This window comes from Kitasatospora sp. NPDC096140 (assembly GCF_040303045.1).
Taxonomy (GTDB): Bacteria; Actinomycetota; Actinomycetes; order Streptomycetales; family Streptomycetaceae; genus Kitasatospora.
This window is the reverse complement of record NZ_JBEOUW010000011.1, coordinates 81,846-96,412: the sequence shown is the minus strand read 5'-3', so window position 1 is coordinate 96,412 and position 14,567 is coordinate 81,846. Positions and strand designations below refer to the sequence as shown.

The following is a 14,567-nucleotide window of genomic DNA, read 5'->3' as shown; positions in this document are numbered from 1 at the left end:
GCGATTCGTAGGGTGGATCGGAGGGGTGGTGCAGGGAGCTGAACGGAGCGTCAGCCGATCAGGTGGGACACGCCCGCGTCACCGTGGCTCTGGGTGCCCTGGCCCTGGGTGCAGTACTGCTTGCCGCCGCTGTTGGCGATCGGGACCTCGACCGGGACGGCCACGCCGAGCACGCCGACGGCGATGTTGTGGATCTCGGGGAGGCAGACGTTCGCGTTGTCCAGGAAGTGGAAGTTCGGGCTGTTGTTCCCGACCGTCCCGGTGAAGTTGGAGCCGCCGTTGCCCTCGATGGAGGCGGCGGCGCCGTCCGCGTCACCGATGGCCGAGGCGGGCGCGGCGGCGGCGGCCAGCGCGGCGACGGCCAGGCCGGCAGCGGCGAAGGACTTCTGGATCATGGGGAGATCCCTCTCTGAAATGCTCTTGGATTCCTTGCGTACAACGCGTAGAACGCTCAGACCCGGTCTGCAGTCACTGACGTCCAGATCAAAGAATGACGGCACGGAAGGTTACGGGGATTTTTGAAAAGAGTCCGGGAGGCGCGACGAAGGATGGTTTCCGGTCGGATTATTAGGCCGAACCGGCTAACCGGCGCAATCCGCACTCCCGGTCACTCGTTGAGCAGATTGCTTTCCGGCTGCGCCCGCGCAGCCTTCCTCAGTGATCCCCAGTACGGACAGCAGAACGGTGAAAAGCATGAAGTTCTCCAAGCGGGCCGGCGCGATGCTGCTGGCGGTCGGTGCGGGCATGCTCGCCTCCCAGGGGCCGGCCTCCGCCGCCCCGGTCGGCCCCGACCAGGTCGGAGCCCTGGAGGACGCGCTGGCCACCCAGCAGGTCCCGGCGGAGGTGCCGCTCACCCCGCTGGGCAGCCGGCTGTCGGCCGGCATCCCGACCTCGCTGCTCATGCCGCCGGTGCCCGGCCGGACCACCAGTACCAGCACCGAACTGATCCCGGAGCGGATCGTCCCCCAGCTGAGCACCGGCAAGGTCGGCCCGAGCGCCAAGGCCGAGCTGCCGCTCCCGCTGCTCGACCAGGGCGCCGACCTCGGCCAGGTGCTGCTGGACGCCCCGGCCGCCCCGCTGCACGCCGACACCCCCGGCGTCACCCTCGGCAAGCCGCTCTCGCTCGCCCAGGACGGCGCCGGCCAGCTCGCCGGCGGTCGGCTGAAGGTCGACGAGGTCGACCCGCGCCTGCTCACCGGTGCCGTGCAGGCCGTCCCGGGGGCCAACGCCAGCCTCGGCGGCGACGACCACCGGCTCTCCGTCACCGACGAGGTGAACGACCTGACCACGACCACCGCCGCGACCGCCACCGAGGTGGTGGGCCAGAGCGGACTGGCCGACCCGGCGGCCACCACCGCCACCGCCACCGGCGTGCTCCGGCAGGCCGGGCTGACCGACCTGACCCGGCTCTGACCGGCGCCGGGCACGCCAGGGGCCCGGCACGACGGGAGCCCGGCACCCCGCTCACCGCGCGGGGTGCCGGGCTCCGGCGCGTGCGCCGCCCGGTCGGACGCGGCGCCCGTCAGCCGGGCAGGACGCCGGTCAGGCCGCCGACCAGCGGGAGGTCCTTGACCCCGCCGCCCGCGCTCAGCGGGCCGGTCAGCGTCCCGGTGCCGACCGGGGCCAGGCCCTGGTCCGGCTGGACGGTCGCGCCGTTGTTGAGCACGTCGGCGGAGGAGTTGGCCCACGGGTCCAGGCGCAGGCTCTTGATCGGCGCGACGCCGTAGCCGAGACCGGAGGTCGTCCCGTTCAGCGCCTGGCCGACGTCGGTCCTGGCCAGCGTGGCCGGGCCGGCGGGCGCCTGGCCCGCCGGGGCGGTGGCGGCCTGCGCCGAGCCCGCGCCGAGCAGCACCGCGGCACCGACGGCGGCGGCCAGGCCGGCCCCGCTCTTCTTCGAAACCATGCGGATCATCACCCTTCGGTGGATCGGGGGTCCCGGACGGCCGTCCGGGGATGCCGAACTGCCCCCCGGCCGACTGGTCGGGGGGCAGGACGGCCGGAACACGTGCCGATCGGGGATCAGCAGTTGTCCGCGGGCGGCGGGGGCAGCTCGACGTTGGCGCAGCTGTTGCCGAACGCGGGGTTCAGCAGGCCGATCACGTCGATGGAGTTGCCGCACAGGTTGACCGGGATGTGCACCGGAACCTGGATCTGGTTGCCGGAGGCGACACCGGGGGAGCCGGCGGCGACGCCCTCGGCGCCCGAGCTCGCGGCGGCGGAGCCCGCGGCGCCCAGCACCAGGCCGGCAGCGGCGGCGGAGAGGACGGCGGCCTTCTTCACGTTCTGCATGGGGGTTGATCTCCTCGATCACACACGGGGGGAGCGTGCCGCGCCCCGGCAGTGCGGGGCGCGGCAAGGGCTCGGTGAATCAGCTGTCGCCGGTGCGGCGACCGCGGGTTCAGCCGATGTTGGCGCAGGAGTTGCCGAACGCCGGGTTCAGGATGCTGATGACCCCGATGCTGTTGCCGCAGACGTTGAGCGGGATGTGCACCGGGATCTGGATCTGGTTGCCGGAGAGCACGCCGGGGGAGCCGGCGGCCACGCCCTGGGCACCGGAGCTGGCGAACGCGCCGCCGGCGGCACCGAGCACGAGGCCGGTGGTGGCCAGGGACAGCACGGCGGCCTTCTTGAAGTTACGCATCGTTCTTCCTCCGATTTCTGCCCGACGGAAGGGAATTGTCGGGATCCGGGCGAGCACGAATACTCGCCCGCTGGTTTCAGGGATTGCCGTGATTTGTCACTCGGACGGCGCACACCGGCGCGTTCCGCCCATGGCTCGGGCGTGGACGCAGCCGCCGTGTTGCAGCGCCTCTCGAAACCGCTCCCGCACGGCCGGGAATGGCTCGGACAAAGGCGCGACCGGGCGGAATTCCCGGTCAGACGTTCCGGCGGGGATTGCCGGACGCCGCGTTCGTGGGGCCCGCCACGTCGATCGAGCCGCCGGTGGCCGCGGTGCCGACGGGGCCGTGGGCGAGGTGGTGCATGGACGTGCTCGATTCGTGTGTAGGGGGCCGGATGGACCGGGTTCCGTCAGGGAGAACGAGGCACGGCGCGCGGGGAAACGGCCCGTCCGAAGCCGATCACCCGAATGCCGACCGGGGGCGCCGTTGCTCCGGACGGGTGACAGTGGGCGCACCGTCGCAACCGGTCCGGGCGGGTGTCGTTCTTGATGTCGCACTCCCCGTGCATCTCTGTTGAACAGTCAGGAGGCTCGCATGAGCATCAAGAAGACCGCCGCCGTCGGCGCGGCCGTGGTGGGCATCGTGGCCGCCGGCGCCGGCACCGCGATGGCCAGCTCCGGCGCCGAGGGCGTCGCCGCCGGTTCCCCCGGTGTCATCTCGGGCAACCAGATCCAGGTTCCGGTGCACGTGCCGGTCAACCTGTGCGGCAACACCATCGACATCGTGGGCCTGCTGAACCCGGCGTTCGGCAACCACTGCGCCAACGTGGGCTGATCCCGCACCCGGTTCGGCCGGTGCGAGCCGCCGTTCCGCGCTTCCCTCCTGGGGCGCGGGGCGGCGGCTCTTCGTCGTGCCCGGAATCGTCGTGCCGGGAATCCGTCGGCCCGTCAGGTCCCGGCTTCGTCCTAAGCCTTGTTGTGTTACTTGTCAGTTCCTAGAATCCGAGTCCTGCTCACCTTTTCAGCTCCTCCCTTGCTCCGCGCCGCTCGGCGCCCCCGCCCGGGCGGTCCCCCCACCCCCCCCCGCAAGGAGTCGCGTGTGATCAGGTCCCGCCTGTCGGCGGCGCTCGCCACCGGCGCCCTCGTCGTCACCCTCGGGCTGGCCGGCGCCCCCGCCGCCCTCGCCGATCCCGCACCCGCCCCGGCCCCGGCACCCGGCGCCGCCAGACCGGCCGCGGTCGTCGCCCTCGGCGACAGCGCCATCTCCGGGGAGGGCGCCGGCACCGACACCAACGACGGCTACTTCCCGGAGACCGACAGCCCCACCAACTACTGCCACCGGCACCCCAAGTCGGAGATCTTCGTCACCGACATCCCCGGTGTCACCCCGATCGACCTCGCCTGCTCCGGCGCCCAGACCGGCGACCTGGTCAGCGACCCCGAGCTGGCCAAGGTCACCGGCCCGGGCAGCGGCGACTTCGGCGAGCCCAAGCAGGACGTCAAGCTCGCCGACGTGGCGTCCAAGTACGACGTCAAGCTGGTCGTGGTGACGATCGGCGCCAACGACGACTTCGACTTCAGCGGCGTCATGATGCACTGCCTGGCGCAGTACTTCCCGATCCCCAAGGACCAGGGCTGCCGCGACACCATCGGCAGCGACGAGATCCGCCGGCGGGCCGAGGGCGTCCAGCCCAAGGTCGTCGCGGCGCTGCAGAACATCCGTCAGACCATGCGCAAGGCGGGCTACGCCGACTCCGCGTACCAGCTGGTCTACCAGTCGTACTTCAATCCGATCACCCCGGACATCCGGCGCAACGACTACCTCGGCAAGATCGCCGACGGCTGCCCGGCCTTCCCCGAGGACCTCGCCTGGGGCCACAACTGGGTGGTCCCGACCTTCAGCGACGCGCTGCGCGGCGCCGCCGAGCAGGTCCCCGGCGTCCGGTACCTGGACCAGCGGCGGGTCGCCTTCGGGCACGAGGTCTGCGCGGAGTGGACCAGCTCCCCGTACGAGTACAGCAACGGGGACGTCATCAACCTCTCCGAGTGGGCGCGCAACGGCTGCGACTCGCAGATCGGCATCCCCGGGCTGTGCATGAACATGGTCCGCCAGTCGTACCACCTGCGGGTGGCCGGCTACCGCGGCGAGGGCGTCTGCCTCGGCCAGTTCTACGCCCGGCCCGAGCTGAGCCAGGCCTACTGCTCGCTCAACCAGCAGAACACCACGTCGATCCAGCCGCTCACCCCGGGCAAGCCCTTCGGGGACGTCCCCGAGGACGGCGCCTGGTACCAGCTGACCAACGCGGCCACCGGCAACGTCCTGGACCTCACCGGCGGCGGCACCTACGGCGACTCGACCAACGGCCGGGCCGCCATCAGCTACCCGGCCGGCGGCGGGCTGAACCAGTCCTTCGTGCTGGAGGCCAAGGCCGGCGGCAGCTACGAGCTCGACTTCAGCGGCAACCGCGACATGTGCCTGGACGCCAACGCGGCCTCCACCGCCCCCGGCACCCGGATCCAGCAGTGGCGCTGCAACGGCGGCGGCAACCAGCACTGGGTGTTCGAGCCGGCCGGCGACGGCCGCTACAAGATCGCCGACTCCCAGGACCCGGGCAAGGTCCTGGCCGCCGGCAGCACCGTGGACGCCAAGGGCAACCCCTACGTCCAGCTCGCCACCAACACCGGCTCCGCCGACCAGCTCTGGCAGCTCACCAAGCTCGGCATCGTCTACGTCAAGGGCTGACCCGGCCCCTCGGCACCCCTCAGGCCGTCGCCGCCCCCAATCGGGCGGCGACGGCCGCGCTCGTCGGGTACGGCCCCTCGGCCGGCAGCAGGGCGGGGTCCCGTTCCAGCCGCACCCGTTCGGCCAGCGCGGTGACGTCCGTGATGCGCCGGATCCACTCGTCCGCGTACCGCCGCACCGCCTCGCCGCGCAGCCCGACCTGGATCGCCCGGTGGTCCAGCGGCTGCAGGCGGAGGTCGCGGTCCGGGTCCCACTGCACCCGCACCGGGCTCTGCCGCAGTTCCCGCTTCCACGCCGCCCGCGACTCGTGCACCCGGCCGGTGTAGGCGCTGAGCACCGCCCGCTCCAGCGCCCAGTCGAAGCCCTCCCGGCTGATCTCCAGCGCCAGCACCCGTTCCTGCCCGGCGCCTCTGCCCCAGTCGCTGCGGTGCATCGTCCAGAGGAAGGACGGCTTGATCCACGTCATCCGGTCGCGCTCGAACGCCGCCGGGAAGCGCCCCTCGGCCGCAGCGGGTCCGGCGATCGCCGGCGGGAAGGCCTGGTAGACCGTGATCGTCGCGGCGGTGTGCGCGGCCCGGATCCGGCGCGTCGACGGAGTGTTCGGCATGTCCGCAATCGTCGCGGGCGCCGCCGTCGGGGTGCCATCGGTTTTCCCGCCGTGGCGGGGGACGGCCGGCCCGGTCCGGGACGTGCCGTAGGCTCACGGGAAAATCGTTGCGCCGGAGCCGCGCGGACCACGGGCGGGGCGGGGGAGTACCCAGAGCAGATGAGCACGGCATCGAGCACCGAGTCGTCCGGCACCGAGTCGCCCGGCACCGAGCCCACGTCGCCCGCCGCGGCGACGGCGGCGCCGTCCGAGGACCGGACGGGCCGCGCGCCCGGGCGGTTCGGGGCACTGGTGGACCGCTTCGCGCCCGCGCTGGGCGCGTACGCGGTGGTCAAGGCCATCGGCCTGACCGTCTTCATGCTGCTGCTCTCGCACACCGGCGACTACCTGAACAAGCAGCCCGGCCGCGGCGGCGGCGCCAACCCCTGGGACGTGCTGAGCACCTGGGACGGCGTCTGGTACCAGCGGATCGCCGAGAACGGCTACCACCCGCAGCTGATCCCGCTGCACGGCTTCCCGCTGGCCACGTACTACGAGAACTCGGCCGCCTTCTTCCCGCTCTACCCCTGGCTGATGCGGCTGGTCGGCACGGTCACCGGGCTCGGCTCGTACGGCTCCGGGATCGTGGTCTCGGTGCTCGCCTCGCTGGTCGCGGCGGCCGGGATCTTCGCGATCGCCGAGCGGCTCGGCGGCTTCCGGGCGGGCGTGACGGCCGCGGCGCTCTGGGCCCTGTTCCCGGGCTCCGGCGTGGAGTGGGCGGTCTACTCGGACTCGCTGTTCGTCGCGCTGTCCGCCTGGGCCTGCTACTGCGTGATGACCCGCCGCTGGCTGACCGCCGGCGTGCTGGCGCTGGTGGCGGGACTCAACCGGCCGACCGCCGCCGCACTGATCGCCGCCGTCTCGATCGCCGCGCTGGTCGCGCTGGTCCGCCGCACCGACGGGGTGGCCCGCCCGCTGACCGCGATGCTGATCACCCCCTGGGGCCTGGTCGGCTACGTCGCCTGGGTCGGCTGGAAGATGGGCGACTGGGGCGGCTACTTCAAGCTCCAGCGGGGCGCGTGGAACCGCTACTTCGACGGCGGCGCCTCGACGCTCCGCACGATCATGGACGTGATCACCGGGCACTGGGACTTCTGGCAGTCCAACCCCGTCCCGGACCTGATCGCCATCGCCCTGCTGATGGCCCTGCCCGGCCTGCTGGTGCTGCTGTGGCGCGCCCGGCCGCCGCTGGTCCTGTGGGTCTACACCGCGCTCACCATCGCCACCGCGCTGAGCAGCAACCAGATCTTCGGCAACATCTCGCGCTACCTGCTGCCGGCCTTCCCGCTCTGCATCGGCCTCGCGTTCGCGCTGCGCCGGGTGCGGACCTCCTCGCTGGTCGGGCTGTTCGCGATGCCCGCCATCGCGGCCGGCTGGTACGCCGGCTATGCGCTGTTCGAGTTGGGCATCCCGTAGACCCGGCGTTGGTTGTCAACGGGATCATCCGGCAGCAGACGGGCCGTTGCTAATCTCGGACGTATGACGACGACCCCGCCCGTGCGCGAGATCCGCGACATCTCCGGCCTGCTGGACCACGCGAGCCACGTGCTGGCGACCAGGATGGCGGCCGCCTTCGCCGAGCTCGGGATCACCCCGCGCGCGTACTGCGTGCTGTTCCACGCGCAGGAGGCCGAGCGCACCCAGATCCAGCTGGCCGAGCTGGCGGACCTGGACAAGACCACCATGGTGGTCACCGTCGACGAGCTGGAGAAGGCGGGCCTGGCCGAGCGCCGCCCGTCCGCGACCGACCGCCGGGCCCGGATCATCTCGGTCACCGAGGCGGGCGAGCGCGCCGTCGCGGAGGGCAGCGCGATCGCCGACCGGGTGCACCGCGAGCTGCTGGAGTCGCTGCCGCAGTCCGAGCGCGAGGTCTTCGTCTCCGCGCTGACGCACCTCGTGGGCGGCCACCTCGCGGAGCCGGTGGAGAGCGAACGCACCGTACGCCGCGCCCGCCGGGCCCGGGGCTGAGGGCCGCGCCGGGGCACGTCCCGAGCCCGCTGCCGGGCGGCCCGCCGCCGCCGCGCCCCGACCGCCCGTCAAGAGCCGACGGACCGTCAACCCACCTCGTCCTGCGCCGAGTTCGTCGGCGCCGGAGTCCGGGCGGGTGGCCGAGCGGGCGTCAGGGCCAGACCAGGCAGTACAGCTGGTGGCCGGCCTCGTGGAGGCGGTTGGCGAAGTCCTGCCACTCGTGCAGCATGCTGTAGATGACGAAGGCGTCCCGCGGCCCGCGCCGGTCCGGGACGGTGGACCAGATGAAGGCGGCGGCGCCGAGCTCGGTCTCGTCGGCCTTGCGGAGCGGCTCGACCACGTTGTGGGGGAGCTGCACGACGGCGTAGTCCGGGTGCAGCACGACGAGTTCCAGCGGGGGCACCTGGTGCAGCGGCACGCCCTGGATGCCGGTGAGGACCATGGCGCTCATGGTCTCCGGTTTGATCTTGGTGGAGAGGTGGCCGGTGGGGGAGCCGCTGGTCTCCATCAGGTCGCCGAGCCGCCCCAGCGAGCCGAGTTCCCCGGCGTCCAGACCGAGCCCGCCCGGGCCGAGGGCGGTGGGAACCCTGGCGGCGGTCGCGCGGTCAGGGGCGCCGAAGTACTTGTACGTCACCCCCACGCGTCCCTCACCCCGCCTCTCGCCGCCGCGGCGACCACGTCCCGTACCCGCTCCCGTACCCCCGCGTGCGGCCTCGGCAGGCCGGCGGGAGCCCCCCGCGGCCTCGTCGTAGCCGTCCTGCGCCTCGGACACTCGGACCATCCTCACCGGAATTCGCCGGAATCGACAGACCCCCGCACGCCCGGCGTCCCTCCGGACGTGCTCCTTACCCGTCATGCGCCGCCGTACCCACTCGCGGGCCGTACCCACCAGCGGCGCACAGCAGTCCTCTTCACACCCCTGCACACAACCGGAGCACTCGCGCACTCTGTGTGCACAGTCTGACTGGTCCGTGCTCGGGAGCAGTCAGCGCCCCCGTCCGTACGGACTGTACGGACAACCGTACAGACAACGAGTGCCCGGATCATCGTTCCAGATGATCGGGTCCGACATGCAGAGGGCAAGGACACGATTTGAGACCATGTCTCCCGTGAGCTACCCCTACGAAGCCCCCCAGTCCCAGTCGCTGTTCGATCGCGCCTCCGTGGTGACGCCCGGCGGCGTCAACTCCCCGGTGCGTGCCTTCCGCGCGGTCGGCGGCACGCCGCGCTTCATGGTGTCCGGCACCGGCCCCTACCTCACCGACGCCGACGGCCGCGAGTACGTCGACCTGGTGTGCTCGTGGGGTCCGATGATCCTCGGCCACGCGCACCCCGCGGTGATCGACGCCGTCCAGCGGGCCGTCGCCCACGGCACCTCCTTCGGCACGCCCGGCCAGGGCGAGGTCGAGCTGGCCGAGGAGATCGTCGCCCGGGTCGCCCCGGTCGAGCAGGTCCGCCTGGTCTCCTCCGGCACCGAGGCCACCATGTCCGCGATCCGGCTGGCCCGAGGCTTCACCGGCCGGGCGAAGGTCGTGAAGTTCGCCGGCTGCTACCACGGTCACGTGGACGCCCTGCTGGCCGCCGCCGGTTCCGGCGTGGCGACCTTCGGCCTGCCCGACACCCCGGGCGTCACCGGCGCCCAGGCCGGCGACACCATCGTGCTGCCGTACAACGACCTGGCCGCCGTCGAGCAGGCCTTCGCCGCCCACCCGGGCGAGATCGCCTGCGTGATCACCGAGGCCTCGCCCGGCAACATGGGCGTCGTCCCGCCGCTGCCCGGCTTCAACGCGGGCCTGGCCCGGCTCTGCCGGGACAACGGCGCGCTGTTCGTCTCCGACGAGGTGATGACCGGCTTCCGCGTCTCCAAGGCCGGCTGGTACGGCCTGGAGGCCGCCAACGAGGGCTGGGCGCCGGACCTGCTGACCTTCGGCAAGGTCATGGGCGGCGGCTTCCCGGCCGCGGCCTTCGGCGGCCGCGCCGACGTGATGGCGCACCTGGCCCCGGCCGGCCCCGTCTACCAGGCGGGCACCCTGTCCGGGAACCCGATCGCCACCGCGGCCGGCCTGGCCCAGCTGCGCGGCTGCACCGACGAGGTGTACGCGCGGGTGGACGCCGTGGCCGCCGAGGTCTCCGGCCTGGTCTCCGAGGCGCTCGCCAAGGAGGGCGTGGCGCACCGGATGCAGACCGCCGGGAACATGTTCTCGGTGTTCTTCACCGAGGCCGCCGTCACGAACTACGACGAGGCGAAGACCCAGGAGGCGTACCGTTTCACCGCCTTCTTCCACGCGATGCTGGCCGAGGGCGTCTACCTGCCGCCGTCCGCCTTCGAGTCCTGGTTCGTCTCGGCGTCCCACGACGAGCGGGCGATCGAGCGGATCGCCGCCGCGCTGCCGGCCGCGGCCCGCGCAGCCGCGGCCGCCACGGCCTAGTCCCTTACGAGCCCAGGAGCAGTCGAGAAGTGAGCGCCAAAGAGATCACCGTCGTCCACGTGATGCGGCACGGCGAGGTGCACAACCCGGAGGGCGTCCTGTACGGACGCCTGCCGGGCTACCACCTGTCCGAGCTGGGCCGGCAGATGGCCGACCGGGTGGCCGAGGACCTGGCGGGCCGGGACATCACCCACGTGGTGGCCTCGCCGCTGGAGCGGGCACAGGAGACCGCCGAGCCGATCGCCAAGGCGCACGGCCTCGACGTCGCGGCGGACGCGCGGCTGATCGAGGCGGAGAACATCTTCGAGGGCAAGACCTTCGGCGTCGGCGACGGCTCGCTGCGCAACCCGGGCTACTGGAAGTACCTCACCAACCCGTTCAAGCCCTCCTGGGGCGAGCCGTACCTCGACCAGGTCGTGCGGATGATGGGCGCGATCGGCGCCGCCCGGGACGCCGCGCGCGGGCACGAGGCGGTCTGCGTCAGCCACCAGCTGCCGATCTGGATCGTCCGTTCCTTCGTCGAGCGCCGTCGGCTCTGGCACGACCCGCGCAACCGGCAGTGCTCGCTGGCCTCGCTGACCAGCTTCACCTTCGAGGGCGACCGGATCGTCTCGGTCGGCTACCGCGAGCCGGCCCGCGACCTGCTGCCCGCGCACCTGGTGGGCAAGGGCCGCAAGGGCGACAAGCCGGTGGGCAAGAGCTTCGGCGCCTAGCCTCCGGCGCGGGCGGCCGAGCGGCGCCGCCCGGCGGCCTGCGACCGGCGTCACCCCCGGCGTGCGACCCGCGTCACCCCTGGGGGCGACCGGCGTCACACGGGGGCGTGCGAGCGGCGTCACACGCCCGCGCGCACGGCGGGTAAGTGGTGCGTAAGTATGACTTCGGGTCACCCGGCGTACGCCGGGTGACCCGATTTCGTCGCAGGTCAGAGGGGGTGCGACGCGCAAGGCAGGACCCCCCCGAACCTGCCTGGAACTCCATGCGAAACTTTTCACATGTCTGCCATGACGCGCCCCCGTCCCCGTGTCGCCGCAGCCGCCGTCGCCACCGCCGCGGCCGCTGCGCTCGCCCTCACCGGTTGCTCCTCCGCGGGCTCGTCCGGTAGCGGCGACGGCCAGGTCGGCTTCGTCACGGTCAAGGGCACCAACCTGTCCAAGGTGGACGCGGGCAAGCGCGGGGACGCGCCGGACATCTCCGGGGACACCCTGGACGGCGGCCAGGCCAAGCTCTCCGACTACCGCGGCAAGGTCGTCGTGCTGAACGTCTGGGGCTCCTGGTGCGGGCCGTGCCGGGCGGAGGCGAAGAGCCTGCAGGCCGTCGCGGACAAGTACAAGGACCAGGACGTCCAGTTCCTCGGCATCAACACCCGGGACACCGAGAAGGGCAACGCCGTCCGCTTCGAGCAGGAGCAGGGCGTCACCTACCCGAGCATCTTCGACCCGGCCGGCACCCAGCTGCTGAGGTTCCCCAAGGGCAGCCTCAACTCGCAGTCCATCCCGACCACCCTGATCGTCGACCGCGACGGCAAGCTGGCCGCCCGCGCCATCGGCGGCACGACCCAGGACGCGCTGGAGTCGATCCTCCAGCCGGTGGTCGCGGAGCAGAAGCAGTGAGCCTGCCCCAGCAACTCGCCGACAACACCGGAACGCTCCAGAGCGGGGCGCTGCTGGTGGCCGCGCCGATCGCGCTGGCGGCCGGGCTGGTGTCGTTCTTCTCCCCGTGCGTGCTGCCGCTCGTCCCGGGCTACCTGTCGTACGTGACCGGCTTCTCCGCGGCCGACCTCGCGGACGCGCGCGGCGTGCGCCGCGGCCGGATGGCGCTCGGCGCGACGCTCTTCATCCTCGGCTTCACCGCGGTGTTCGTCTCCGGCGGTGCGCTGTTCGGCCAGTTCGGCGACACCCTGCAGGAGCACAAGCGGGTCATCTCGATGGTGCTCGGCGCGGTGACCGTCGTGATGGGGCTCGCCTTCATGGGCCTCGTCCCCGGCCTGAGCATGCGCGAGGTGCGCTCGCACCGCCGCCCGGCGGTCGGCCTGCTGGGCGCACCGCTGCTGGGCGTGGTCTTCGGCGTCGGCTGGACGCCCTGCCTCGGCCCGACCATCGCGACCGTCCAGAACCTGGCCCTGAACCAGGCCGACGCGGCACGCGGCGCCATGCTGATGACCTTCTACTGCCTGGGCCTCGGCGTACCGTTCATCGTGGCCGCGGTGGCCTTCCGCCGGGCGCTGGGCGCCTTCGGGTGGGTCAAGCGGCACTACCCGCTCGTGATGCGGATCGGCGGCGGCATGCTCGTCGCGGTCGGTCTGCTGCTCGTCACCGGGATCTGGGATTCCTGGATGAGCGAACTGCAGTCCTGGACCGCCGACTCCTCGATCGGAATCTGACCGTGAGCAACACCACGACCGAGACCGAGCAGCCGCCGGCGCCGGAAGACGCCGCCGCCGAGCGGCTCAGCACCGCCCCGGTCGAGTCCGACGGACCGACCGGCATGGGCGCGTTCGGCTGGGCGCGCTGGATGTGGCGTCAGCTGACCTCGATGCGGGTCGCCCTGATCCTGCTCTTCCTGCTGTCGCTGGCCGCCATCCCGGGCTCGCTGATCCCCCAGTACCAGAACGGCCAGGGGCAGCTGAAGGTCGAGGCGTGGAAGGCGCAGCACGGCACCGTCGCGCCGATCTACGAGAAGCTCCAGCTGTTCGACGTCTACAGCTCGGTCTGGTTCTCCGCGATCTACATCCTGCTGTTCGTCTCGCTGGCCGGCTGCATCGTCCCGCGCACCTGGCAGTTCGTCGGCGTGCTGCGCTCCCAGCCGCCGGCCGCGCCGCGCAACCTGACCCGGATGCCGGTGCACGCGGTGTGGCGCACCGAGGCGGACTCCGCCGCGGTGAACGCCGCCGCGCACCGGCTGCTGCGCAAGCGCGGCTTCCGCGCCAACCTGTCCGGCGGCGCGGTGGCCGCCGAGAAGGGCTACCTGCGCGAGGTCGGCAACCTGCTCTTCCACCTGTCCCTGTTCGCGCTGCTCGGCGGGTTCGCCTGGGCCAGCCTGGCGTCGGGTACGGGCGGCAAGCTGATGGTCGAGGGCGAGGGCTACTCGAACACCATCACCCAGCTCGACGACTTCAACGGCACCCGGTTCTACGGCAACCAGGACCTCGACCCGTTCTACCTGAAGCTGGACGGCTTCACGTCGAAGTTCCAGACCAAGGGCGACCAGATCGGCGCCGCCCGGCAGTTCACCGCGAACGTCGAGTACTACTCCGGCAGCGACTCGTCGAAGCTCAAGAAGTCCACGATCGAGGTCAACCACCCGCTGGAGATCGGCGGCAGCAAGGTCTTCCTGATCGGCCACGGCTACGCCCCGGTGATCACCGTCCGCAACGCGCAGGGCGACGTCGTCTACCAGGGGGCCGTCCCCTTCCTGCCGCAGGACGCCAACCTGACCTCCACCGGCGTCGTGAAGGTGTCCGACTACGGCACGGGCCCCGACGGCACCAAGACCCAGATGGGCTTCTCCGGCTTCTTCCTGCCGACCGCCCCGCTGAGCTTCGAGGGCACCGGCCCGGTCTCGCTGTTCCCCGGCGACGCCGCCCCCGAGCTGGTGCTGAACGCCTTCGCGGGCGACCTCGGCACCGACTCCGGCCTGCCGCAGAACGTCTACCAGCTCAACACCCGCAAGCTCACCCAGCTCACCCAGGACGGCCAGCCGGCCAAGGCCCGGCTCAAGCCCGGCCAGGGCTGGACCCTCCCCGATGGCTACGGCTCCGTCACCTTCGAGGGCTACAAGCAGTGGGCCAGCTTCAACGTCTCGCACCGCCCCGGCAACGCGATCGCGCTGACCGGCGCCGTGCTGGCGATCCTCGGCCTGATCGGCTCGCTGTTCATCCAGCGCCGCCGGATCTGGGTGCGGGCGGTCGCCCTGCCGGGCGGCGACACCCAGGTGGAGCTGGCCGGGCTGGCCCGCAGCGAGTCGGCGAAGATCGCCGAGGAGCTGGCCGAACTCGCGGTGGACCTCCAGGACGACGCCCCGGCCTCCGAGGTGGAGGACGGAGCCGCCGCTCCGGTGGAGGACGGCGCCGCCTCCCCGGCCGGGGAGCCCGCCGTGCCCGACGACCCCGAGGCCGAGGCCTCGGACCCCGCAGTCCCTGCCGACCAGAACTCCAAGGAGTAG

Annotated in this window: 16 protein-coding genes; 10 read left to right on the top strand and 6 right to left on the bottom strand. The window is 72.2% G+C overall.

The window, feature by feature from the left end:
* Window positions 1-50: 50 nt before the first annotated feature.
* Window positions 51-395, bottom strand: coding sequence for a rodlet layer protein (locus ABT048_RS14005; RefSeq protein WP_350521606.1), 345 nt, complete (start codon window positions 393-395; stop codon window positions 51-53).
* Window positions 396-693: 298 nt separating this feature from the next.
* Here ABT048_RS14005 and ABT048_RS14000 point away from each other — a divergent pair, with 298 nt between their 5' ends.
* Complete coding sequence (locus tag ABT048_RS14000) at window positions 694-1,413, top strand: hypothetical protein (RefSeq protein WP_350521605.1); 720 nt, start codon at window positions 694-696, stop codon at window positions 1,411-1,413.
* 109 nt (window positions 1,414-1,522) lie between these two features.
* On the opposite strand, the gene ABT048_RS13995 is transcribed toward ABT048_RS14000, so the two are convergent.
* The 3 genes from ABT048_RS13995 to ABT048_RS13985 all read right to left on the bottom strand — a co-directional run bounded on the left by ABT048_RS13995 (window position 1,523) and on the right by ABT048_RS13985 (window position 2,641).
* Window positions 1,523-1,912: a hypothetical protein gene (locus ABT048_RS13995; protein ID WP_350521604.1), complete on the bottom strand. Its 390-nt coding sequence runs from the start codon at window positions 1,910-1,912 to the stop codon at window positions 1,523-1,525.
* A 107-nt stretch (window positions 1,913-2,019) separates the two neighbouring features.
* On the bottom strand, window positions 2,020-2,289 hold the full coding sequence (locus tag ABT048_RS13990; RefSeq protein ID WP_350521603.1) for a chaplin: 270 nt from the start codon (window positions 2,287-2,289) through the stop codon (window positions 2,020-2,022).
* 109 nt (window positions 2,290-2,398) lie between these two features.
* Window positions 2,399-2,641: a chaplin gene (locus ABT048_RS13985; RefSeq protein ID WP_350521602.1), complete on the bottom strand. Its 243-nt coding sequence runs from the start codon at window positions 2,639-2,641 to the stop codon at window positions 2,399-2,401.
* Window positions 2,642-3,215: 574 nt separating this feature from the next.
* Here ABT048_RS13985 and ABT048_RS13980 point away from each other — a divergent pair.
* Window positions 3,216-3,455, top strand: a complete 240-nt coding sequence (locus tag ABT048_RS13980) for a chaplin (RefSeq protein WP_350521601.1) — start codon at window positions 3,216-3,218, stop codon at window positions 3,453-3,455.
* 264 nt (window positions 3,456-3,719) lie between these two features.
* A complete protein-coding gene (locus ABT048_RS13975) occupies window positions 3,720-5,363 on the top strand; it encodes an RICIN domain-containing protein (RefSeq protein WP_350521600.1) in 1,644 nt (547 codons plus the stop codon).
* A 19-nt stretch (window positions 5,364-5,382) separates the two neighbouring features.
* Here ABT048_RS13975 and ABT048_RS13970 read toward each other — a convergent pair whose 3' ends face one another.
* A complete protein-coding gene (locus tag ABT048_RS13970; RefSeq protein ID WP_350521599.1) occupies window positions 5,383-5,970 on the bottom strand; it encodes a DUF4291 domain-containing protein in 588 nt (195 codons plus the stop codon).
* Between the two features lie 159 nt (window positions 5,971-6,129).
* Here ABT048_RS13970 and ABT048_RS13965 point away from each other — a divergent pair, with 159 nt between their 5' ends.
* Together ABT048_RS13965 and ABT048_RS13960 are read left to right on the top strand one after the other, a co-directional pair.
* The gene (locus ABT048_RS13965; protein WP_350521598.1) at window positions 6,130-7,425 is read left to right on the top strand and encodes a glycosyltransferase family 39 protein; all 1,296 of its coding nucleotides are present in this window, start codon (window positions 6,130-6,132) and stop codon (window positions 7,423-7,425) included.
* Between the two features lie 63 nt (window positions 7,426-7,488).
* Window positions 7,489-7,977 carry a MarR family winged helix-turn-helix transcriptional regulator gene (locus ABT048_RS13960; RefSeq protein WP_350521597.1) on the top strand — a complete coding sequence of 163 codons (489 nt, stop codon included), beginning with the start codon at window positions 7,489-7,491 and terminating at the stop codon, window positions 7,975-7,977.
* A 151-nt stretch (window positions 7,978-8,128) separates the two neighbouring features.
* On the opposite strand, the gene ABT048_RS13955 is transcribed toward ABT048_RS13960, so the two are convergent.
* Window positions 8,129-8,611, bottom strand: coding sequence for a hypothetical protein (locus ABT048_RS13955; RefSeq protein WP_078589103.1), 483 nt, complete (start codon window positions 8,609-8,611; stop codon window positions 8,129-8,131).
* A 466-nt stretch (window positions 8,612-9,077) separates the two neighbouring features.
* Between ABT048_RS13955 and hemL the strand changes: the two genes are divergently transcribed.
* The 5 genes from hemL to resB all read left to right on the top strand — a co-directional run bounded on the left by hemL (window position 9,078) and on the right by resB (window position 14,567).
* Complete coding sequence (gene hemL, locus ABT048_RS13950; RefSeq protein ID WP_350521596.1) at window positions 9,078-10,406, top strand: glutamate-1-semialdehyde 2,1-aminomutase; 1,329 nt, start codon at window positions 9,078-9,080, stop codon at window positions 10,404-10,406.
* 62 nt (window positions 10,407-10,468) lie between these two features.
* On the top strand, window positions 10,469-11,119 hold the full coding sequence (locus tag ABT048_RS13945; RefSeq protein WP_350521731.1) for a histidine phosphatase family protein: 651 nt from the start codon (window positions 10,469-10,471) through the stop codon (window positions 11,117-11,119).
* Between the two features lie 279 nt (window positions 11,120-11,398).
* Complete coding sequence (locus ABT048_RS13940) at window positions 11,399-12,016, top strand: TlpA family protein disulfide reductase (protein ID WP_350521595.1); 618 nt, start codon at window positions 11,399-11,401, stop codon at window positions 12,014-12,016.
* Window positions 12,013-12,786 (top strand): cytochrome c biogenesis CcdA family protein, encoded by a 774-nt coding sequence (locus ABT048_RS13935; protein ID WP_350521594.1) that lies wholly within the window; start codon window positions 12,013-12,015, stop codon window positions 12,784-12,786. The genes ABT048_RS13940 and ABT048_RS13935 overlap by 4 nt, the downstream gene beginning before the upstream one ends.
* Window positions 12,787-12,788: 2 nt before the next feature.
* A complete protein-coding gene (resB, locus tag ABT048_RS13930) occupies window positions 12,789-14,567 on the top strand; it encodes a cytochrome c biogenesis protein ResB (protein ID WP_350521593.1) in 1,779 nt (592 codons plus the stop codon).